Origin of the sequence: Longicatena caecimuris (assembly GCF_004341945.1) — a bacterium.
GTDB classification, from domain to species: domain Bacteria; phylum Bacillota_I; class Bacilli_A; order Erysipelotrichales; family Erysipelotrichaceae; genus Longicatena; species Longicatena caecimuris.
In genome coordinates this window covers 33,736-53,113 of record NZ_SMBP01000014.1, presented here as the reverse complement: position 1 = coordinate 53,113, position 19,378 = coordinate 33,736, and the positions used below count along the sequence as shown (strand labels likewise).

Genomic DNA, 19,378 nt, shown 5'->3' with positions numbered 1-19,378 from the left:
ATGAAGAAAATAAAAAGCTATACGGGTATCTGGAACGTGGAAAAAGTCTTATATGCAATCAATGACTTTAGCCTGCCCTTTCCCGTTACTTTTACCCAGATTACATGGTTTGTCATGACAGAATTTATCATCATTCTGCTTGGCGACCTGCCACCGCTTTCCATGATTGAGGGAGCATTTTTAAAATACTTCGGTATTCCCGTTGCTTTCACATGGTTTATGAGCCAGAAAACCTTTGACGGCAAGAAGCCTTACAGCTTCCTAAAGTCCGCGATGACTTATGCCGTCCGACCTAAAATCACTTATGCAGGAAAAGCCGTGAAACTGCATGAGCAGAAATTCAATGAAACAATCACGGCAGTTAGGAGTGTGAATTATGTTCCCAATTAAATATATCGACAATAACCTTGTCTGGAACAAGGACAATGAAGTTTTCGCTTACTATGAGCTGATACCCTACAATTACAGCTTCTTGTCGGCAGAACAAAAATATATCGTGCATGACAGCTTCCGACAGTTAATCGCACAGTCCCGTGAGGGTAAAATCCATGCGTTACAGATTGCGACGGAAAGCTCCGTAAGGAGTATTCAAGAACAGTCCAAAAAGCTGGTGTCTGGCAGGCTTCGTGATGTGGCGATACAAAAGATTGATGAACAGACAGAAGCCCTTGTATCTATGATTGGCGATAATCAAGTGGACTATCGTTTCTTCTTGGGCTTTAAGCTCATGGTTACGGAGCAGGAAGTCAATTTAAAGAACATGAAGAAATCGCTGTTTATGACGGTCAAAGAGTTTCTAAATGAAGTCAATCACACGCTGATGAATGACTTTGTTTCCATGACAAATGATGAAATCAACCGCTATATGAAAATGGAAAAGCTGTTAGAGAATAAAATCTCTAGGCGTTTCAAGGTTCGACGCTTGGATAAAAACGACTTCGGGTATCTCATGGAACACCTTTACGGCAGGGACGGCGTGGCTTATGAAGATTATGAGTATTCCTTACCAAAGAAGAAATTGAAAAAGGAAACCCTTATCAAGTATTACGACCTTATCCGACCTACCCGTTGTCTGATTGAAGAAAGCCAGCGATACTTACGTCTGGAACATGAGGACAGCGAAAGTTATGTATCGTATTTTACCGTCAATGCGATTGTCGGTGAGCTGGATTTTCCGTCAAGTGAAATCTTCTATTTCCAGCAACAGCAGTTTATCTTTCCCGTCGATACGTCCATGAATGTAGAAATTGTAGAAAACCGCAAGGCACTTTCCGTTGTCCGTAACAAGAAAAAGGAGCTGAAAGATTTAGACAATCACGCTTTTCAGTCTGGAAGTGAAACAAGCTCCAATGTGGTGGACGCATTAGACAGCGTGGATGAGCTGGAAACAGATTTAGACCAAAGTAAAGAAAGTATGTACAAGCTCTCTTATGTTATCCGTGTATCTGCTCCCGACTTGGACGAGCTGAAACGCCGTTGTGATGAAGTCAAGGACTTCTACGACGATTTGAACGTAAAACTAGTGCGTCCTGCTGGCGATATGCTTGGACTTCACTCTGAATTTCTCCCTGCCAGCAAGCGATACATCAATGACTATGTGCAGTATGTAAAGTCCGACTTCTTGGCTAGTCTTGGATTTGGAGCGACACAGCAGTTAGGCGAAAACACGGGTATCTATATCGGCTATTCCGTTGATACGGGAAGAAACGTGTACTTACAGCCGTCGATTGCAAGTCAAGGAATTAAAGGGACTGTTACCAATGCTTTAGCTTCTGCCTTTGTTGGAAGTCTTGGCGGTGGCAAGTCATTCTGTAACAACTTACTTGTGTACTATTCTGTTCTCTTTGGCGGTCAAGCAGTCATCTTAGACCCTAAGAGCGAGCGTGGAAATTGGAAGAATACCCTGCCAGAAATTGCACATGAAATCAATATCGTAAACCTTACCAGTGAAAAGGAAAATGCAGGACTTCTTGACCCGTTTGTGATTATGCGTGATGTCAAGGACGCTGAAAGTCTGGCAATCGACATACTCACATTCCTTACGGGTATTTCGTCAAGGGACGGTGAAAAATTTCCCGTACTTCGTAAAGCGGTTCGCTCCGTCGTTCAGAGCGACCAGAGAGGGCTATTGCACGTTATTAAGGAATTGAGAAAAGAAGATACACCAATCGCCCGTAACATTGCCGACCATATCGACAGCTTCACAGATTACGATTTTGCACATCTTCTGTTCTCTGACGGTACGGTGGAAAATGCTATCAGTCTGGAAAACCAGCTCAACATCATTCAAGTAGCGGATTTGGTATTACCCGACAAGGACACGACCTTTGAGGAATACACAACGATTGAATTGTTATCTGTATCAATGCTGATTGTTATTTCTACCTTTGCCTTAGAATTTATCCACTCGGACAGAAGCATTTTTAAGATTGTGGATTTAGATGAAGCATGGGCGTTCCTCAATGTAGCACAAGGCGAAACGCTCTCTAATAAGCTGGTGCGTGCTGGTCGTGCTATGAACGCAGGCGTTTACTTTGTTACCCAGAGTGCAACGGACGTATCAAAGGAAAGTCTGAAAAACAATATCGGTTTAAAATTCGCATTTCGCAGTACCGCTATTGAAGAAATTAAGCAGACATTGGAATTTTTCGGACTGGATAAAGAGGACGAGAACAACCAGAAGCGACTTCGTGATTTAGAAAACGGACAATGCCTATTTCAAGATTTGCGTGGGAGTGTTGGTGTCATTCAAGTACACCCCGTCTTTGAAGAATTACTGACCGCCTTTGATACCAGACCGCCAATCAGCAGAAATGAGGTGGAGTAATGAAAGAAAGGATAAAAGGTGCGTTCACAAGAAAAAAGATATTTCACTTTCTCAAAATAGCTCTGTTCGTCATGGGACTTACCCTTATCCTGCTTTCACTCTTGGGGACGGTAGCTCATGCGACGGGACTTGTGGACGACACAATAAATGCAGAAAACCTTTACTCAAAATATCCGCTGTCAAACTATCAGCTAGACTTCTATGTAGATAATAGCTGGTCGTGGCTTCCGTGGAATTGGCTGGACGGTATCGGAAAATCGGTGCAATACGGGCTTTACTGTATTACTAACTTTGTCTGGACTATCAGCTTATACCTTTCCAATGCAACGGGCTATGTAGTGCAGGAAGCATACAAGCTAAACTTCATCAATGATATGGCAGACAGTATCGGAAAAAGCATACAGACATTAGCTGGCGTTACCCAGAACGGCTTTTCCACTTCGGGATTTTATGTAGGTTTCTTATTGATGATAATTCTAATTGTTGGTATGTATGTAGCTTATGTGGGACTGATAAAAAGAGAAACCAGCAAGGCATTACACGCCGTTATCAATTTTATTGTGGTGTTCATCTTGTCGGCTTCCTTTATCGCTTATGCTCCCGACTATATCAAGAAAGTGAATGACTTTTCATCAGATATTAGTACCGCTTCTTTGGACTTGGGAACAAAAATCATGCTTCCCGACAGCGATAGTCAAGGCAAGGACAGCGTGGACTTGATAAGGGACAGCCTATTCTCTATTCAAGTAAAACAGCCGTGGCTACTCCTGCAATTCGGTAATTCAAATGTAGAAGAAATCGGGGCTGACCGTGTGGAAGCTCTGGTATCGGCAAGTCCAGATGATGAGGACGGCGAAACAAGGGAAGATGTAGTAAAGGCAGAGATTGAGGATAACGACAACAACAATCTGACAATACCGCAGGTCGTGAACCGTTTAGGTATGGTGTTCTTCCTGCTGTTCTTCAATCTTGGTATTACGATATTTGTATTCTTGCTTACGGGCATGATGATATTTTCGCAGATACTCTTTATCATCTTTGCCATGTTCCTGCCTATCAGCTTCCTGCTCTCTATGATACCGAGCTATGAAAGCATGGCGAAGCAGGCAATCGTCCGAGTGTTCAATACCATTATGACAAGGGCAGGAATTACGCTCATTGTAACGGTGGCATTTAGTATTTCAAGTATGTTTTATAACATCTCAACGGACTACCCGTTCTTTATGGTGGCGTTCTTGCAGATAGTGTGTTTCGCTGGTATCTACATGAAGCTGGGCGACTTAATGAGTATGTTTAGTTTAAATGCTGGCGACAGTCAAAGCATGGGACGCAGGATATTCCGCAGACCGTATCTATATATGCGACATAGAGCCAGAAGATTTGAGCGTCGTGTCGCTGGTGCGGTTACGGCTGGGGGTATCGCTGGTGCGGTAGCTGGTAACGCCGTATCGGGTAGTAAACAGAAATCACATACACAATCTCGCAGTAATACAACTTCCAGCATGGGAAAGAAAGCTGGTTCTGCCGTTGGTGCTGTCTTAGATACGAAAAATAAAATCAAAGATAAGGCAAATGCTGTCCGTGAAAATATCAAGGACGTACCGACACAGACTGCTTATGCGGTTCATTCTGCAAAGGAAAAAGCGAAGTCAAGCGTATCTGATTTTAAGCGTGGCGTGGTGCAGGAACAGACAGAACGACAAGCTGGACGATTGGAAAAACAGCAACAGCATAGACAGAATATCGCTGATAAGCGTATGGAATTGCAGAAAGCTCAAGAAGCAAGGTCTGGAAGAAAAACGGACGGATCGGCGACAATGGGAGCTACCCGTCCACATGAAAGACCCGTTACTGCTACTTCTTCAGAAGTTAAGAAACAGAATGTTGAGAAACCGCAGGAAGTCAAACGCCCTGCTACTTCCGTGAAAAGTGATGATGTGAAAGCTGTAAAAGAGCGTCCGTTAGCTTCTGGGAAATCCGTTGAACCTACCACAAAGGTAAACCGCCAGAATTTACATACGGAACGTATCACAAAGACACAGAAGACGACGGTTCAAAAGAACCAGCAGACCACAGAGAAAAACCGTAAACTTGTTACGAAGAAAGGACAGAAGAAAAAATGAGATTGAAACACATGGCTATCATTGGCTGTCTGTTTCCTATCTTCTTTTCAATCGTCTTATTCTTTGGGGTGCTGATTAGTGCAGAGGACGACGACGGTGATGGGAATTATTCATCTTCTATTGGTGGTATGAACCTATCCGCAGAAGTCTTGAAACATCAGCTAACGGTGGACAAATACGCAAAGGAAAACGGTATTTCCGAGTATGTGAATGTGTTGCTTGCAATCATTCAAGTAGAAAGTGGCGGTACAGCCGAGGACGTTATGCAGAGTTCGGAAAGTCTGGGACTACCGCCCAACTCATTAGATACAGAAAGTTCCATTAAGCAGGGGTGTAAATATTTTGCGTCCCTGCTTTCTTCATGTGAAGTACAAGGGATAAAAGATTTGAATGTAGCGATACAGTCCTATAACTACGGCGGTGGTTATGTGGGATATGTGGCAGTAAAAGGAAAGAAACATACCTTTACCCTTGCCGAGAATTTCGCCAGAGAAAAATCAGGCGGTACTAAAGTAACTTATACCAACCCGATAGCCGTTGCGAAAAACGGGGGCTGGCGATATTCCTATGGAAATATGTTTTATGTGGAGCTTGTCAATCAATACTTGACTGTCGCACACTTTGACGACGCAACGGTGCAGGCGATTATGAATGAAGCCCTAAAATATCAAGGCTGGAAGTATGTATATGGTGGAAGTAACCCTAATACTTCCTTTGATTGTAGTGGACTGACGCAATGGTGCTTTGGTAAGGCTGGTATCTCGTTACCGAGAACCGCACAAACACAATATGACGCAACACAGCATATCCCACTCTCGCAGGCAAAGGCTGGCGATTTGGTATTTTTCCATTCCACTTACAATGCAGGAAGTTATGTAACACACGTCGGTATCTATGTAGGAAACAATCAGATGTATCATGCTGGCGACCCTATCGGATATGCTGACTTAACCAGCAGTTATTGGCAGGCACACTTAATCGGTGCAGGCAGAATAAAACAATAGAAAGTGAGGACTTACAATTTATGTTTAAGAAGAAAGAGAAACAGACAAAACCCGTGAAAGAAAAAAGAGTGCGTACTATGAAAGTAGGTATACATAAGAAAACAGTAATCGCCCTTTGGGTCGTGCTTATCGCAAGTGTGAGCTTTGGAGTGTATAAGAATTTTACAGCGATTGATATGCACACGGTACATGAGAAAGAAACCATACAGCTACGCATTGATGATACCAACGGGATAGAAAATTTTGTAAAGAATTTTGCAAAGTCTTATTATACTTGGAACAACAGCAAGGAAGCAATCGAAGCACGTACTGCTTCTATCAATGGGTATCTGACAAAGGAATTGCAGGCACTAAATGTTGATACCATAAGAACAGATATTCCGACCAGCTCTGCCGCCCTTGATGTATTAATCTGGGGCGTTGCACAGTCTGGAACGGACGAATTTATCGCTACCTACGAAGTAGATCAGCAGATAAAAGAGGGCGAACAGACAACAAATGTCAAAGCAACTTATACGGTCAAAGTCCATGTAGACGCTGACGGGGATATGGTAATCGTGCAGAACCCTACTCTTGCACCAGATGTAAAAACATCAGACTATGAGCCAAAGGCACAAGAAGCAGACGCAAGTGTGGACGCTGATACTGTGAATGACGCTACCGCTTTTCTGGAAACATTTTTTAAGCTGTACCCGACAGCCACAGAAAAGGAACTTGCCTACTATGTAACGGGGAATATGCTTGAACCTATCGGCAGGGACTACCTTTATTCAGAATTGGTAAACCCAGTCTTTACAAAGGACGGGGATAATGTGAAAGTCAAGGTTGCTGTGAAATTCCTTGATAATCAGACAAAGGCAACGCAGGTATCGCAGTATGAGCTTGTGCTACATAAAGATAATAACTGGAAGATTGTAGGATAACATAGTAAAAGGCAGGTACACCATGCCGTGGTTATCTGCCTTAGTTGTTACCTATTTTAAATTGTTTTTTAGAATGTCCTTTAAAGCAAAATATTCTGATGGAAGCTTATTCATAGCAATCCACATATGAATTGATGTATATTGCAAATCTTCAATATAGAAGCTATTGATATTTTGTTTATCTGCTAAAATATATTTTGGTAATAATGATATTCCACCGCCCATAGCAACGGTATTAAGAATTGCTTCTACAGTATCTAATTCAATTATCATTGGTGATTTGGATTGGTGTAAGTTCCACCAATCCAAAAGGGCTTCTCTGTAGGGGCAGGACTTGATATTATTTATGATAATTGGATATGCAAAGATATCATTTATGGAATTGCAGGAGCATGGAGTTGCCAGCATTAAATTTTCTTGAAATTCCAAAACCTGCTTACCTTGTGTAATATTGTAGGTACTGTTAGTGATTATACAATCTAATAGTCCATTAGATAGGCTCTGGTCTAAGTCGTCTTGATTTAGTGTGGAAACTGACAATGACACATTTGGAAACTGTTTTTGATATTCAATGATACATTTGGGCAATAAATAACCAGCTATTGTCTGCGTTGTGCCAATTTTTAAAGTTTTAGGATTGTTCTGAAAAGATTGTAAGGTCTTATCGAGTAAAGAGATTATCTTTTCTGCTTGATACAGTAATTTTTCTCCATCTTTTGTGAGGGTTACGCCCTTGCTATGGCGAATGAATAGTGTCGTGTTTAATTCACCTTCCAGTTTTTTGATATGTGCAGTTATATTAGATTGAACATACCCCATATTTTCCGCAGTTTTCGATATTGATTTTGTATAAGCAACTTCCCTAAATATTCTAAGTTCCAGACTTTCCATAATAGCACCTCCAGTATTATTTAAAATGATATCTATCATCATTTACAACTATTATACACATAACGAACTAATATGTATAATTAAATTGAAATTTGAAGCAGGATAGATAGGAGGAAAAAATAATGATTGCTATGCAATATAAGATTTCACTACCAGATAACTACGACATGAACGTGATTAGACAGCGAGTAGCTGATAATGGACATAGAACGGATGGCTTTCAAGATTTAATATTTAAAGCATATCTCATATCTGAAAAAAGAGATTCTTCAAAGAGTTGTAATGAGTATTCTCCACTATATGTATGGCAGAATAATGATGGCATGAACAAATTCATTTTTGATGGTTACTATGATAATATTTTAAGTTCATTCGGTTGGCAAAAAATAAATATAGGTATTCCAATAACATGTTGTTTGGGAAAAGACTTTAATCTGTCAAAGTTTGCTCTTGAAATTGAACATGAAATTACACCAATGAAACAAATGAAAGCTATAAATTTTTCATTGGAGAAAGATGACTGTACAAGTAAAGTGTTAATATACAATCCAGACAAATGGAAATATGTAGAATACTATTTCTATAAAGATAGACCTATTAAAAAAACTATTGGAAAAATTTATTCAATTTTGCATTTGTCACAATAAAATATGTTTTGAAATATTGAATACTTAAATATGCAAAAAAACAAATGCAACTGGCTATGGGGCTATATCTACTAAAAAGCTATGTGATAGGTTGGGATTAAATTTAAACATTACTTCTAAAAGGCATGAATACACAAGGCTGACAAACTATACAGCTACGCCTTGATGATACCAACGGTATCGAAGACTTCGTAAAGAACTTTGCGAAGTCCTATTACACATGGAATAACAGCAAAGAAGCGATTGAAGCCCGTACCGCTTCTATCAATGGGTATCTGACAAAGGAGTTGCAGGCACTAAATGTTGATACCATAAGAACAGATATTCCAACCAGCTCCACCGTTCTTGATGTGTTAATCTGGGACGTGGCACAGTCTGGTACGGACGAATTTATCGCTACCTACGAAGTAGATCAGCAGATAAAAGAGGGCGAACAGACAACAAATGTCAAAGCAACTTATACGGTCAAAGTCCATGTAGACGCTGACGGGGATATGGTAATCGTTCAGAACCCTACCCTTGCACCAGCAATCGAAAAATCAGATTTTGAACCAAAGATACCAGAAACAGACGCAAGCGTGGACGCTGATACCGTCAATGACGCTACCGCATTTCTGGAAACATTCTTTAAGCTGTACCCGACAGCCACAGAAAAAGAACTTACCTACTATGTATCGGGAAATGTGCTTGAACCTATCGGCAGGGACTATCTGTATTCTGAATTGGTAACCCCTATCTTTACAAAGGACGGGGACAATGTGAAAGTCAAAGTGGCTGTGAAGTTCCTTGATAATCAGACAAAGGCAACACAGGTGTCGCAGTATGAGCTTGTGCTACATAAGGATAGTAACTGGAAGATAGTAGGATAAAAGAAAAAGGCTTGCATTTCTGTTTTGATTTGCAAGCCTAAATATATTATTTATACTTCTGGAAAATCCCGACTAATAAAGTATCTATCGCTTCAGCTAATTCAAATCTAACTTTGTCTGGGGCAGAAAAGGCGTTCCCTAATTGTAAAGTTGTATAACCGTGAATTGTTCCAGTAAGCATATTTAATATTTCAAGTGTTTTGTCTTTATTAAGACTGCACGATTGGATTAGAGTAGTTAATAATGAAAGATAGTTGTTAAAAATGGTTGCTGTTTCCTCTGTTCCGTGCCACACAGCCCATTGGATTGCTTCATAAACTCCAGGGTGTTCAATCATATAGTTTAGGTATTCGATAGAAACTAATTTAATTGCTTCTTTCCCTGTTTTTCCAACGGCAACTTTCATCATTCTTTCATTCATGTCACGCATACCGTTATGAGCAACTTCTAAAAGAAGATTATCTAAACTTTCTATGTGATTATATAAAGATGGGGTACGAATGTTTAATTTTTGAGCAACAGCTTTTAACGAAACATTATTTAATCCTTTTTCATCTGCTAAGTCTGATGTTGCTTTTATCACTGCTTCTTTAGTGGTTTTCATAGTTATACACCTCATTCAAAATATCATATAAACACAATTCTAGCTAATTGAATTAGTGTAGTCAATAATACAATTAGAAAATATGATTATTTATTGACTTTCCTACAAAAACATTTTAAAATGCTAATTAGATTAGTTAAATAGCTATTCAAAATAGCGTTTTAAGGAGCGATTATATGTGTACAAGATTTGTTTACAATGGTATAGATAAAATTGTTGGTTTTAATTTTGATATTGACCTTTCTGTATGGGATCATACTGTAATTACCGAAGAAAATAGATTTTATATTGGTATTAAAATGCCTGACGGTCTGTATCATTCATTTCATGGAGTAAATAAAAATGGTAATGTAGGAACACTTCTTTATGTCCATGGTAATGAAAATGCAAAGTATATAGATAGCGAGGATTGTATTACAATATCTGAATTAACAGAAAAATTCATTAAAGCAGAGATTTCTTTTGATGAAGCCTTAGACATTGTTAAAAAGAAAAGAATTATTTATGCACCAGATGCCACTATGCAAGTTATGCTTTCTGATAAAAAAGGACGAGTTTTAATTATTGAGCCCGGAATTGGGTATAGATATGAACAAGAGAATTTTTCACTTATTACAAATTATTCTATTCTAAAACCAGATATAACAAAGCCGTACATTGTTTCTGGGGATACAAGATACGAAGTGGCTAAAAAGTTATTGGCAGGATACGATAAAGATTTTTCAGTAAATGACGCATTTAAAGTATTAAAATCTGTTTCTCAAAAAGACTTGTGGGCAACTAGGGTTTCATTTGTATATTCTACAGAAAAAAATAAAGTCTATTATGTCTTGAACAATGATTTTAGTAATGTATTTGAATTTCAGTTTTAATACTAATGAATTTATAAATTTGCAATTATGATAAGAAAGGTTATTATGATAGGTCTAAAAAAACGAGATATAAAAAAAGCCTTGAAAACAGGTGCAAAGGCTGGCGGTTCGTCGTATGCTGATGTTCGAGCTGATATTGAATCAATGATTGATAAAGCTATGAACAGCACCGACCCAGAGGTGCAGGCGAATTATAAAAGGTATTTTGGAAATAAACGCCCTACGCCAGAAGAATATATTTACACAATCACTAAAAAAATAAAGTTTTGAGATAGCAAATTATACTTACGAGGCTGGTGGTTTTATTGGTTGAAAATCAATTATGGGTTTTGTGTCCTATATGTGGCAGTAAGACATGAATAAAAATTCGCAAAGATACTGAGTTGATAAATTTTCCATTGTTTTGTCCGAAGTGTAAACATGAAAGTTTAATCAACATAAAAAATGGAATTATAACAATTATCAAAGAGCCAGACGCAAAGACGCAGAGCCGATAATTTGTAGGTTATTTTAACTTATAGATTGTCGGCTCTTATTTGTTACCTGCGAAGCAGATCAGCAAATAAGAGTAAAGAGCTTGTCTATTTTGTGACTGACAATGTATTTGTATCCCTTTTTATATTGAAGTATAAATAATCAATAATTATAATTAGGTACATGAATGGAGGGATAAAATGTTCAAAATTGGTGAGTTTTCAAAACTGACACAAGTTTCTACTCGTATGTTGCGTTATTATGATGAAATGGGTTTGTTAAAACCTGCGAAAATTGATTCATTGACTGGCTATCGTATGTATTCAGCAGAACAAATCTCAACTTTAAATAGAATTATATATTTACGTGATAGTGGGTTTAATGTTGCTGAAATTGCATTATCTCTCAATTACAGTAATAATGCCATTATAGAACAGCTTGATAAAAAGTCTGTTGAAATTATGGATAATATACAAAAAGAACAAGAAAAATTAAAGAAAATTGAGATTGCTAAAAAAGAATTGTTATATGGTAAAAGTGAATTGTATTTTAACATAACCATAAAAGAGATACCGAGTTATTGCGTTTTATCTTTAAGAAAAGAAATACCCAATTATTATTATGAGGGCGAACTCTGGAAAGAACTCTCTGCTTTTGCTAAAGAAAATAAAATAAATATTTCTGATGAGACATTCTCAATATATCACAATAAAGAATATAAAGAAAAAGATGTTGATGTAGAATTATGTGCCATTGTAAATAAAATAGGAAAAGCTACAGGTGATTTTAAGTTTCGTTTTACCGAACCAGTTTCTATGATGGCTTGTACTATGGTATATGGAGATTTTTCTAATATTTCTTATGCTTATCGTTCATTTGCTAAATGGCTTCAAGAAAACAGTCAATATAAGATGAAAGGTTCAAGCCGTCAAATAGTTCATCGTGGACCGTGGAACGATAAAAATCCAGAGAACTATCTAACAGAAATCCAAATTCCTTTAGAAAATCTCTTGTAAAAAATGATAATCTGCCTTGACTTTAACATGGTGTTAAGGTTTATCGTTTATTTATCAAGAAGAAAACGGAGGAAAATATAATGACAACTTATAAAGTAAATTCAATAGGTACTATCTACAACAATGAAAAAGGTGCTTTCATTCAACTAGAAGCACCATATATTCTAGCATTAAAGGAATTAGACGGATTCAGCCATATCAATGTTTTATGGTGGTTCAGCGATTTTGACAATGCGGATTTTAGAAGCGTATTGGAAACAGACCAACCTTATAAAAAAGCTCCAGAGAAAATGGGGATTTTTGCAACAAGGTCGCCAGTACGCCCAAATCCGATTGCTTTATCAGCAGTAGAAATTATCAATATTGATTATATGAGTGGGCTGATACAAATTGCTTATATTGACGCTAATGACAAAACGCCTATCTTGGATATTAAACCATACACGCCGAGTTTGGATAGAGTGGAAAATCCGCAAGTTCCAGATTGGTGTAGTCATTGGCCTCACAGCTTAGAAGAATCTGCTTCTTTTGCATGGGAAAATGAATTCAATTTTTAAGGAGTGATGAACCATGAGTTTGCAGGATTACATTTTTGAAAAACCAGTAATTGAAACAGAACATCTTATTTTAAGAACAATGAATAAAAATGACATAGATGATTTGAAAGAATGGATTAGTGATATTTCTTTATACGAGTATTGGGGGAAACGTCCTTCAAAAAGCGAAAAAAATCCAGAATTACTCTTTAATAAGCCAGAAAAAGCTACTAAAAGTTTTCATTGGGGAATTGTCCATAAACAAGATAGCAAAGTGATTGGTGAAATATGGATATACCTTATTGAAAATAATAGAATGGCAAAAGTGGCTTTCAGACTTTCTAAGCAATATCAAGGTAATGGGCTAATGAGTGAAGCGTTGAAAAGCGTAATTGAATTTTGTTTTTCAAAAACAGAATTACAAAAAATATGGACAGATGTGCATATTTTAAATCATGCTTCTTACAAGACATTGGAGAAAGTCGGTTTTCAAAGGGAAGGACATATTCGAGGGGGAAAAATGGTAAATACCTATTGCGACTACTACCTATATGGGATTTTGAAATCTGATTATGTCACTAGCTGATGTTATGGCTAATATTGAAGCGACTATTGACGAAGCAATGAACAATACAGTTCCAAAGGTCTATGATACGAAAAGCATTAAAAGATATTTGATGAATTTATTAGATATGGCTCATTAAAAAGTACCAAAGAAATAAAAGTTACCATATAGACAAAATTGGTTTTTTATATCTTTTGATTTCTTATAAGATAATGGCATTGTGCGACAAGCTATACAAAAAATTTTCATGTATACTTTGATTATAAATTATACAAGGAGGTACTGATATGTACGCATATGAAAATATTGAAATGTCATTAAACTATATTGAACAACATTTAAGTGAGAAAATCGAAACAGAGAAACTGGCGGAAATTGCCTGTCTTTCTACATTTTATTACCAACGCTTGTTTAAAAAGTTAGTTAAGAAATCAGTTCAAGAGTATATCAAACTTCGCCGTTTAGCAATGGTGATAACAGAATTGAATAATTCAGAGGAAAGGATATTAGATATAGCTTTAAAATATGGATTTTCAGACCATGCGAATTTCACCAGAGCATTTAAAGAAGTTTATCATATTACTCCCGATGAATACAGAAAGAGTGTTCCTATGTTAAATACATTTGACAAGCCAGAACTTTCTTCTCATTATGTTATGATTGATGAGAATGTTCCATTGATTATAGGGAATATTGTTTTGGAAATTCAAAGAAAAACATTAAGAACAAAGGAAACATATTTTGGTTTTGAAAAAACAGTAAATATTGCTGAACAAATTCCTGCTGGAGAAAGTACAGGAATTGATGTTCCAGGTCAGCTATGGCGCGAATTCCATGCAAAGAAACTGCAAACCGAAAATGCCATTTTTAACAATGATATTGAACTTGGTGTATCTCACTTAGCAAGTCCAGATAAAGGAACATTCCTTTACTTTGCAGGAGGTATGGTTTCATCAACAGATGTATGTCCTAAAAATATGGTACAACATACATTACCAGCAGGTGAGTATATTGTATGCAAAATTGAGGCAGAATCTTTTGAAGAACTTGTTACTACTGCTTTAAATCAAGCAAATAAGTATCTGTTTGAAACTTGGCTTCCAAATCATAATTTGGTTACAAAGCCATTCATGGCAGAAAAATATTACAAAGGAAATGCAGAGATTAATTATATGGAAATATGGGTAATTCCTGTGTAAACAGTAAATGCTAAATAGGAATTATCCGACACGAATGAAAATGAAATAAAAAGTCTATAAAGGAGGGCATAGACCGTTGTGATAGACATAAAAGATATAAATTATGTACCTAGTATTAGTGAAATAAGCGGTTATATTGAAAACTCTGCATTTGATGAGTTGTATCAGCATATGAACAATGAATATAAAGCAGTTTGTAAAATCGAATACAGTAAAGATGTCTGGGACGACTATGAAACAGACTATACAATTTTCAATGTATGCGGTAATGATATTCGTGTCTATGATGATGAATTGGCAGAAGCCTTAAAACAGTTGTCCGAGCGTAACCGTGAAACTTTGCTAATGTATTATTTTTTGGAAATGAACAATAGTAACTTGAAGATAATTGGATAAATCAAAAGAAGTAGTTTGTATTTCATAGAAATATGATTTGCAAACTACATTTTCATTGAATTATATTCACAAATAGTTCTGAATAAGTTAAAATAATAATTCATGTAAAAACCGCAATATATATTAAAACTTGAAGAAAACAAAGTATTATAATCTAAGCTGAAAGGAGGGTGCTGTAATGGTCAATAAGGTTGAAAACATTATAACTGTTATCAATTACATAGAAGACAATCTCACAGAAAAACTAAACTTATCTTCTATTGCGATGGGCGTTGGGTATTCAAAGTATCATTTGCATAGAATGTTTGTCGAAACTGTGGGGTTGTCTATACATGACTATGTACAACGCAGACAATTAACAGAATCTGCAAAACTTTTAGTGTTTTCTGATAAATCTATTCTTGAAATCTCACTTATTGCTGGGTATGAAAGTCAGCAAGCATTTACAAATATTTTTAAGCAGATGTATAAGAAAACGCCTAATGAATATCGAGTGAACGAAGAGTTTTATCCGTTACAGCTTAGATTTGATTTGATACAAACAATTAAACAAAAATTATCACAAAAAGAAATAAAAGAAAATATTAGGTTTGCCACAACAACTGATATACCTGCCTGCCTAGAACTAGCTTATTTAGTAATAGACGGCTTTCCAAATTTGAATGATAATGAATATTTATCAGAATTAGAAAGAGGTATTTTAGAGCAAAGAGTATTGATTTTAAGTGATAATGATATTGCCATTGCTTTGATGTCTATTAACTATCATACGGGAAGTATTGATTTCTTTGGAGTACACCCTTTATATCGTAAATGTGGTATTACAAAATTGTTTTTAGATAAGGTTATGAATGAACTTTTAATAGATAAAGACATTTCTGTAACAACATTCCGTGAGGGCGACAAAGCTGATACAGGGTATCGTAAGGCTTACAAAGAATTAGGCTTTGCAGAAGCAGAATTATTATTTGAATTTGGTTATCCTACACAAAAATTAGTATTATTTTCAAAAAATGGGGGAAGCACAAATGAATAGTAATCCTCTTGCAAAAGATTTTAGTACTGGTTCTTTATTAAAATTTGCTTTCCCGACAATATCCATGATGTTATTTATGGGGCTTTACACTATTGTAGATACCATATTTATATCACGCTTTGTCAATACAGATGCTTTATCAGCAATCAACATTGTTTGTCCTATTATTAATTTAATCGTAGGCTTAGGAACAATGATAGCTACGGGTGGTAGTGCCATAGTTGCAAGAAAAATGGGGGCAGGAGAACCCAAACGAGCAAAACAGGATTTTACACTCCTTATTTTATTTGGGTTTATTTTGGGAGCAGTATTTTCCATTCTGGGAATTATCTTTATTGATGAAATTATATATGCTCTTGGAGCTGATAATGTTTTATTTCCATATTGTAAAGATTATTTAACTATTATTTTACTATTTACACCTGCAAGTATGTTGCAGGTACTATTTCAAAATTTATTTGTAACAGCAGGAAAACCAACTTTGGGACTGGTTCTTTCTGTATGTGCTGGTGTAATGAATATCGTATTTGATTATCTCTTTATGGTTATATTTGACATGGGGATTGCTGGTGCAGGATTTGGAACTGGAATTGGTTATTTGATACCAGCTATTACGGGGTTAATTGTCTTTAGTAAAAAATCGGGGACATTGTCTTTTGTAAAACCTCTTATAGATTTTAAAGTACTTGGAGAAAGTTGTATAAATGGTTCATCAGAAATGGTTAGCCAGCTTTCAACAGCAATTACTACATTCTTTTTCAATCGTACAATGATGAATTTATTGGGTGTAAATGGTGTGGCTTCTATTACTATAATTATATATACACAATTTTTACTTACAACATTATTTATTGGTTTTTCAATGGGCATTGCCCCTATAATTAGCTATAATTTTGGGGCAAACAATTATTATAGATTAAAGAAAATATATAAAATCTGTATTTCTTTCATTTTTGTAGGTTCAATATTTATTTTTGCGTTGTCCTTTATAAATGGAAATAGTTTGGTGCATTTATTTACTGGGACGAATGAAGCGGTATATAAAATTGCAATAAACGGTTTTATGATATTTGCATTTAGTTTTCTTTTTTTGGGTTTCAATATATTTTCATCAGCAATTTTTACTGCATTATCTAATGGTAAGCTATCTGCTTTAATTTCTTTTCTAAGGACATTCGGCTTTATAATGATAGGCTTGTTGATAATGCCACAGTTCATTGGGATAACAGGTGTATGGTTGGCTGTTCCCATTGCAGAAATATTAACACTATGTGTTTCAGTATATTTGAATTTTCGTCTTTTGCGTTCGTGGAATAATCAGAATAATAGTTATGAAAAAAGTACAGAAAGGTTATTATGATAGGATTAAAAAAACGAGATATAAAAAAAGCATTGAAAGCAGGTGCAAAAGCTGGCAGTGTTTCATTGGCTGATGTACGGGCTGATATTGAGGCAACGATTGATGAAGCTATGAACAGCACCGATCCAGAGGTGCAGGCAAATTTCAAAAAATATTTTGGAAATAAACGCCCTACGCCAGAGGAATATATTTACACAATTACAAAGAAAGCAGTTAAAGGGCTGAAAGTATGAAAATAGAACGTCTGATAGGAATAATCTTTTATTTAATAAATAGAGAGTGTGTAACAACAAATGAATTAGCACAAAAGTTTGAAGTATCTCGCAGAACGATTTTACGAGATATTGACACACTAACTCTTGCCGGTATTCCGATTTATTCTGAATTAGGTGTAAATGGTGGCTATATAATAAATAAAGATTTTAAGGTTGATGAAAAAATTATTGACAGCAACAATAAAGAATATATTTTGCTTGCCTTAAATAGTCTAAGAACTGTTTACGGAAATAAAAAGGTTATTGAAACTTACGAAAAAATGAAACATCTCTATAATGATGTAAATATCAATGCACTTCCAGATGTTGATTTCTCTGTTGTAACGGAAAGTCCGCAAATTATGAAGTGCGTAGACTTAATCAATAAAGCAACAAAAGAACAAAGAACTATAAAATTTATATATACTAATTCAGCAGGACATACAAAAAAAGTTTTTCTAAACCCATTACACACATATTATAGGTGGTACTCATGGTATGTTTTTGGATATGACACCTCTAAAAATGACTATCATATGTTCAAAGTGGTCAGAATGAAAAATATTTCTTTAACAAAAGAACTTTTTGAAACCAAAGATAATATAGCTAACCTTTTATCTGATTTTGAAAAAAGACGCAATCAGACAAATATTACTGTTACTCTATCTTATAAACAAGAAATAGATGCTTTAGTTAATGAATATTTTAAAGGGGAAATTGTTGAAACTGTTAATGAATGTTTTATAAGAGAAATTGAGATTAAAGAAAATGATTTTATAACATTCTCAATCCTTTTGGGACTTTGCGATAAAGTAAAAATATTATCCCCTCAAAAATACAAAGAAAAGGTGTTAGCTCATATCAGCAAAATAAAGAAAAATCTCACTTAATAGTGACATACATTTGTCACTATTTCTATTATATAATTTTCTCATATCGAAAATATGAGGAGATGTGAAAATGAAAAAAGTATATGTATATTTGTTAGACGACATGGCGGAATGCGAAATTGGTTATATTTTACAAGCGTTCAGTATGGAAAAATTATTAAAAAATGGAACTAAGGAATTTGAAGTAAAGACAGTCGGTTTTGATAAAGAACCCGTCTTAACTATAGGTGGATTAACAATTATTCCAGATTATACTATATCAGAAGTTGATTTCAACGCTAGTACAGCTCTGCTTTTACCGGGTTCTTCTACTTGGGGAAATAAAGAAAATCAAGAAATATTGGAAAAAGCACAAGAATGTTTGAACAAAAACATTTTAGTAGGTGCTATTTGTGGAGCAACACTCGCACTTGCTGATTATGGTATATTAGATAAATTTAAACACACGAGTAATTCTCTGGAATATCTAAGATTCTTTTCAAGAAACTATGCAGGACAGAGCTTGTATGTTTGTTCTAATTCCGTTTTAGACAGAAACTTAGTAACAGCAAGTTCGGCAGGTTCATTAGAATGGACGAAAAATATCCTAAAGAGCCTTAATGTATATTCTGACAAGAAAGTTACTGCTTTTTATAATTATTACTCGACTGGAAACGTAAAATACTATGATGAACTCTTAAAATGAAGGTGGTATTTCTGTAATGAAACAATCATGGGTTTTATGCCCCATTTGCAATAACAAGACACGCACAAAGATACGAGAAGATACGGAACTGATAAATTTTCCTTTGTTCTGTCCAAAATGCAAAACAGAAACTTTAATCAATATAAAGCATGGAAAAGTAACTATTATCAAAGAGCCAGACGCAAAGACGCAGAGCCGATAATTTAT

At 35.9% G+C, this 19,378-nt stretch carries 23 protein-coding genes; 21 read left to right on the top strand and 2 right to left on the bottom strand.

The window, feature by feature from the left end; all coding sequences use genetic code 11:
- From EDD61_RS09015 to EDD61_RS08995, 5 genes are all read left to right on the top strand, one after another.
- Window positions 1-390 (top strand): conjugal transfer protein, encoded by a 390-nt coding sequence (locus EDD61_RS09015; RefSeq protein WP_132225078.1) that lies wholly within the window; start codon window positions 1-3, stop codon window positions 388-390.
- Window positions 377-2,827 (top strand): conjugal transfer ATPase TcpF, encoded by a 2,451-nt coding sequence (gene tcpF, locus EDD61_RS09010; protein WP_132225077.1) that lies wholly within the window; start codon window positions 377-379, stop codon window positions 2,825-2,827. The genes EDD61_RS09015 and tcpF overlap by 14 nt, the downstream gene beginning before the upstream one ends.
- Window positions 2,827-4,950: a CD3337/EF1877 family mobilome membrane protein gene (locus tag EDD61_RS09005; RefSeq protein ID WP_132225075.1), complete on the top strand. Its 2,124-nt coding sequence runs from the start codon at window positions 2,827-2,829 to the stop codon at window positions 4,948-4,950. Before tcpF ends, EDD61_RS09005 begins: the two co-directional genes overlap by 1 nt.
- Window positions 4,947-5,954, top strand: coding sequence for a C40 family peptidase (locus EDD61_RS09000; RefSeq protein WP_132225073.1), 1,008 nt, complete (start codon window positions 4,947-4,949; stop codon window positions 5,952-5,954). The genes EDD61_RS09005 and EDD61_RS09000 overlap by 4 nt, the downstream gene beginning before the upstream one ends.
- 77 nt (window positions 5,955-6,031) lie before the next feature.
- Window positions 6,032-6,877 carry a conjugal transfer protein gene (locus EDD61_RS08995; RefSeq protein WP_442915984.1) on the top strand — a complete coding sequence of 282 codons (846 nt, stop codon included), beginning with the start codon at window positions 6,032-6,034 and terminating at the stop codon, window positions 6,875-6,877.
- Window positions 6,878-6,928: 51 nt separating this feature from the next.
- Here EDD61_RS08995 and EDD61_RS08990 read toward each other — a convergent pair whose 3' ends face one another.
- Entirely contained in the window at window positions 6,929-7,768 is an 840-nt protein-coding gene (locus EDD61_RS08990) for a LysR family transcriptional regulator (protein WP_165877202.1), read from the bottom strand.
- A 122-nt stretch (window positions 7,769-7,890) separates the two neighbouring features.
- Between EDD61_RS08990 and EDD61_RS08985 the strand changes: the two genes are divergently transcribed.
- The gene (locus EDD61_RS08985) at window positions 7,891-8,415 is read left to right on the top strand and encodes a DUF4865 family protein (protein ID WP_120136734.1); all 525 of its coding nucleotides are present in this window, start codon (window positions 7,891-7,893) and stop codon (window positions 8,413-8,415) included.
- A 149-nt stretch (window positions 8,416-8,564) separates the two neighbouring features.
- Entirely contained in the window at window positions 8,565-9,284 is a 720-nt protein-coding gene (locus tag EDD61_RS08980) for a conjugal transfer protein (RefSeq protein WP_120136733.1), read from the top strand.
- 46 nt (window positions 9,285-9,330) lie between these two features.
- On the opposite strand, the gene EDD61_RS08975 is transcribed toward EDD61_RS08980, so the two are convergent.
- Window positions 9,331-9,888 (bottom strand): TetR/AcrR family transcriptional regulator, encoded by a 558-nt coding sequence (locus tag EDD61_RS08975; protein WP_120136732.1) that lies wholly within the window; start codon window positions 9,886-9,888, stop codon window positions 9,331-9,333.
- A gap of 176 nt (window positions 9,889-10,064) precedes the next feature.
- Here EDD61_RS08975 and EDD61_RS08970 point away from each other — a divergent pair, with 176 nt between their 5' ends.
- The 14 genes from EDD61_RS08970 to EDD61_RS08905 all read left to right on the top strand — a co-directional run bounded on the left by EDD61_RS08970 (window position 10,065) and on the right by EDD61_RS08905 (window position 19,373).
- Entirely contained in the window at window positions 10,065-10,760 is a 696-nt protein-coding gene (locus EDD61_RS08970; RefSeq protein WP_120136731.1) for a C45 family peptidase, read from the top strand.
- A gap of 45 nt (window positions 10,761-10,805) precedes the next feature.
- Window positions 10,806-11,030, top strand: coding sequence for a hypothetical protein (locus EDD61_RS08965; RefSeq protein WP_120136730.1), 225 nt, complete (start codon window positions 10,806-10,808; stop codon window positions 11,028-11,030).
- A gap of 89 nt (window positions 11,031-11,119) precedes the next feature.
- Window positions 11,120-11,257 carry a cysteine-rich KTR domain-containing protein gene (locus EDD61_RS08960; protein WP_243642711.1) on the top strand — a complete coding sequence of 46 codons (138 nt, stop codon included), beginning with the start codon at window positions 11,120-11,122 and terminating at the stop codon, window positions 11,255-11,257.
- A gap of 177 nt (window positions 11,258-11,434) precedes the next feature.
- Entirely contained in the window at window positions 11,435-12,250 is an 816-nt protein-coding gene (locus tag EDD61_RS08955) for a MerR family transcriptional regulator (RefSeq protein ID WP_132225069.1), read from the top strand.
- 80 nt (window positions 12,251-12,330) lie between these two features.
- Window positions 12,331-12,807, top strand: a complete 477-nt coding sequence (locus EDD61_RS08950; RefSeq protein ID WP_074077839.1) for an SAM-dependent methyltransferase — start codon at window positions 12,331-12,333, stop codon at window positions 12,805-12,807.
- A gap of 13 nt (window positions 12,808-12,820) precedes the next feature.
- Window positions 12,821-13,372 (top strand): GNAT family N-acetyltransferase, encoded by a 552-nt coding sequence (locus EDD61_RS08945; protein ID WP_120136764.1) that lies wholly within the window; start codon window positions 12,821-12,823, stop codon window positions 13,370-13,372.
- 266 nt (window positions 13,373-13,638) lie between these two features.
- Entirely contained in the window at window positions 13,639-14,550 is a 912-nt protein-coding gene (locus tag EDD61_RS08940) for an AraC family transcriptional regulator (protein WP_120136667.1), read from the top strand.
- A 78-nt stretch (window positions 14,551-14,628) separates the two neighbouring features.
- Entirely contained in the window at window positions 14,629-14,946 is a 318-nt protein-coding gene (locus EDD61_RS14095; RefSeq protein WP_442915985.1) for an RNA polymerase sigma factor sigma-70 region 4 domain-containing protein, read from the top strand.
- Window positions 14,947-15,124: 178 nt separating this feature from the next.
- A complete protein-coding gene (locus EDD61_RS08930; RefSeq protein WP_029469549.1) occupies window positions 15,125-15,982 on the top strand; it encodes a helix-turn-helix domain-containing protein in 858 nt (285 codons plus the stop codon).
- Window positions 15,975-17,342 carry an MATE family efflux transporter gene (locus EDD61_RS08925; RefSeq protein ID WP_029469550.1) on the top strand — a complete coding sequence of 456 codons (1,368 nt, stop codon included), beginning with the start codon at window positions 15,975-15,977 and terminating at the stop codon, window positions 17,340-17,342. The genes EDD61_RS08930 and EDD61_RS08925 overlap by 8 nt, the downstream gene beginning before the upstream one ends.
- Window positions 17,339-17,575 (top strand): hypothetical protein, encoded by a 237-nt coding sequence (locus EDD61_RS08920; RefSeq protein WP_065987169.1) that lies wholly within the window; start codon window positions 17,339-17,341, stop codon window positions 17,573-17,575. The genes EDD61_RS08925 and EDD61_RS08920 overlap by 4 nt, the downstream gene beginning before the upstream one ends.
- A complete protein-coding gene (locus EDD61_RS08915; RefSeq protein ID WP_029469551.1) occupies window positions 17,572-18,486 on the top strand; it encodes a helix-turn-helix transcriptional regulator in 915 nt (304 codons plus the stop codon). The genes EDD61_RS08920 and EDD61_RS08915 overlap by 4 nt, the downstream gene beginning before the upstream one ends.
- A gap of 70 nt (window positions 18,487-18,556) precedes the next feature.
- A complete protein-coding gene (locus EDD61_RS08910) occupies window positions 18,557-19,171 on the top strand; it encodes a DJ-1/PfpI family protein (RefSeq protein WP_029469552.1) in 615 nt (204 codons plus the stop codon).
- 16 nt (window positions 19,172-19,187) lie between these two features.
- Window positions 19,188-19,373: a cysteine-rich KTR domain-containing protein gene (locus tag EDD61_RS08905; protein ID WP_079876775.1), complete on the top strand. Its 186-nt coding sequence runs from the start codon at window positions 19,188-19,190 to the stop codon at window positions 19,371-19,373.
- Window positions 19,374-19,378 lie beyond the last annotated feature (5 nt).

Bases quoted from the DNA above. Each gene is read 5' to 3' on its own strand.
- EDD61_RS08915 (WP_029469551.1), top strand. From the start codon at position 17,572: ATGAAAATAGAACGTCTGATAGGAATAATCTTTTATTTAATAAATAGA.
- tcpF (WP_132225077.1), top strand. From the start codon at position 377: ATGTTCCCAATTAAATATATCGACAATAACCTTGTCTGGAACAAGGAC.
- EDD61_RS09005 (WP_132225075.1), top strand. From the start codon at position 2,827: ATGAAAGAAAGGATAAAAGGTGCGTTCACAAGAAAAAAGATATTTCAC.
- EDD61_RS08995 (WP_442915984.1), top strand. From the start codon at position 6,032: ATGAAAGTAGGTATACATAAGAAAACAGTAATCGCCCTTTGGGTCGTG.
- EDD61_RS08955 (WP_132225069.1), top strand. From the start codon at position 11,435: ATGTTCAAAATTGGTGAGTTTTCAAAACTGACACAAGTTTCTACTCGT.
- EDD61_RS09000 (WP_132225073.1), top strand. From the start codon at position 4,947: ATGAGATTGAAACACATGGCTATCATTGGCTGTCTGTTTCCTATCTTC.
- EDD61_RS08920 (WP_065987169.1), top strand. From the start codon at position 17,339: ATGATAGGATTAAAAAAACGAGATATAAAAAAAGCATTGAAAGCAGGT.
- EDD61_RS08905 (WP_079876775.1), top strand. From the start codon at position 19,188: ATGAAACAATCATGGGTTTTATGCCCCATTTGCAATAACAAGACACGC.
- EDD61_RS08945 (WP_120136764.1), top strand. From the start codon at position 12,821: ATGAGTTTGCAGGATTACATTTTTGAAAAACCAGTAATTGAAACAGAA.
- EDD61_RS08925 (WP_029469550.1), top strand. From the start codon at position 15,975: ATGAATAGTAATCCTCTTGCAAAAGATTTTAGTACTGGTTCTTTATTA.
- EDD61_RS08940 (WP_120136667.1), top strand. From the start codon at position 13,639: ATGTACGCATATGAAAATATTGAAATGTCATTAAACTATATTGAACAA.
- EDD61_RS08975 (WP_120136732.1), bottom strand. From the start codon at position 9,888: ATGAAAACCACTAAAGAAGCAGTGATAAAAGCAACATCAGACTTAGCA.
- EDD61_RS08985 (WP_120136734.1), top strand. From the start codon at position 7,891: ATGATTGCTATGCAATATAAGATTTCACTACCAGATAACTACGACATG.
- EDD61_RS08950 (WP_074077839.1), top strand. From the start codon at position 12,331: ATGACAACTTATAAAGTAAATTCAATAGGTACTATCTACAACAATGAA.
- EDD61_RS08990 (WP_165877202.1), bottom strand. From the start codon at position 7,768: ATGGAAAGTCTGGAACTTAGAATATTTAGGGAAGTTGCTTATACAAAA.
- EDD61_RS08970 (WP_120136731.1), top strand. From the start codon at position 10,065: ATGTGTACAAGATTTGTTTACAATGGTATAGATAAAATTGTTGGTTTT.
- EDD61_RS08965 (WP_120136730.1), top strand. From the start codon at position 10,806: ATGATAGGTCTAAAAAAACGAGATATAAAAAAAGCCTTGAAAACAGGT.
- EDD61_RS08910 (WP_029469552.1), top strand. From the start codon at position 18,557: ATGAAAAAAGTATATGTATATTTGTTAGACGACATGGCGGAATGCGAA.
- EDD61_RS09015 (WP_132225078.1), top strand. From the start codon at position 1: ATGAAGAAAATAAAAAGCTATACGGGTATCTGGAACGTGGAAAAAGTC.
- EDD61_RS08930 (WP_029469549.1), top strand. From the start codon at position 15,125: ATGGTCAATAAGGTTGAAAACATTATAACTGTTATCAATTACATAGAA.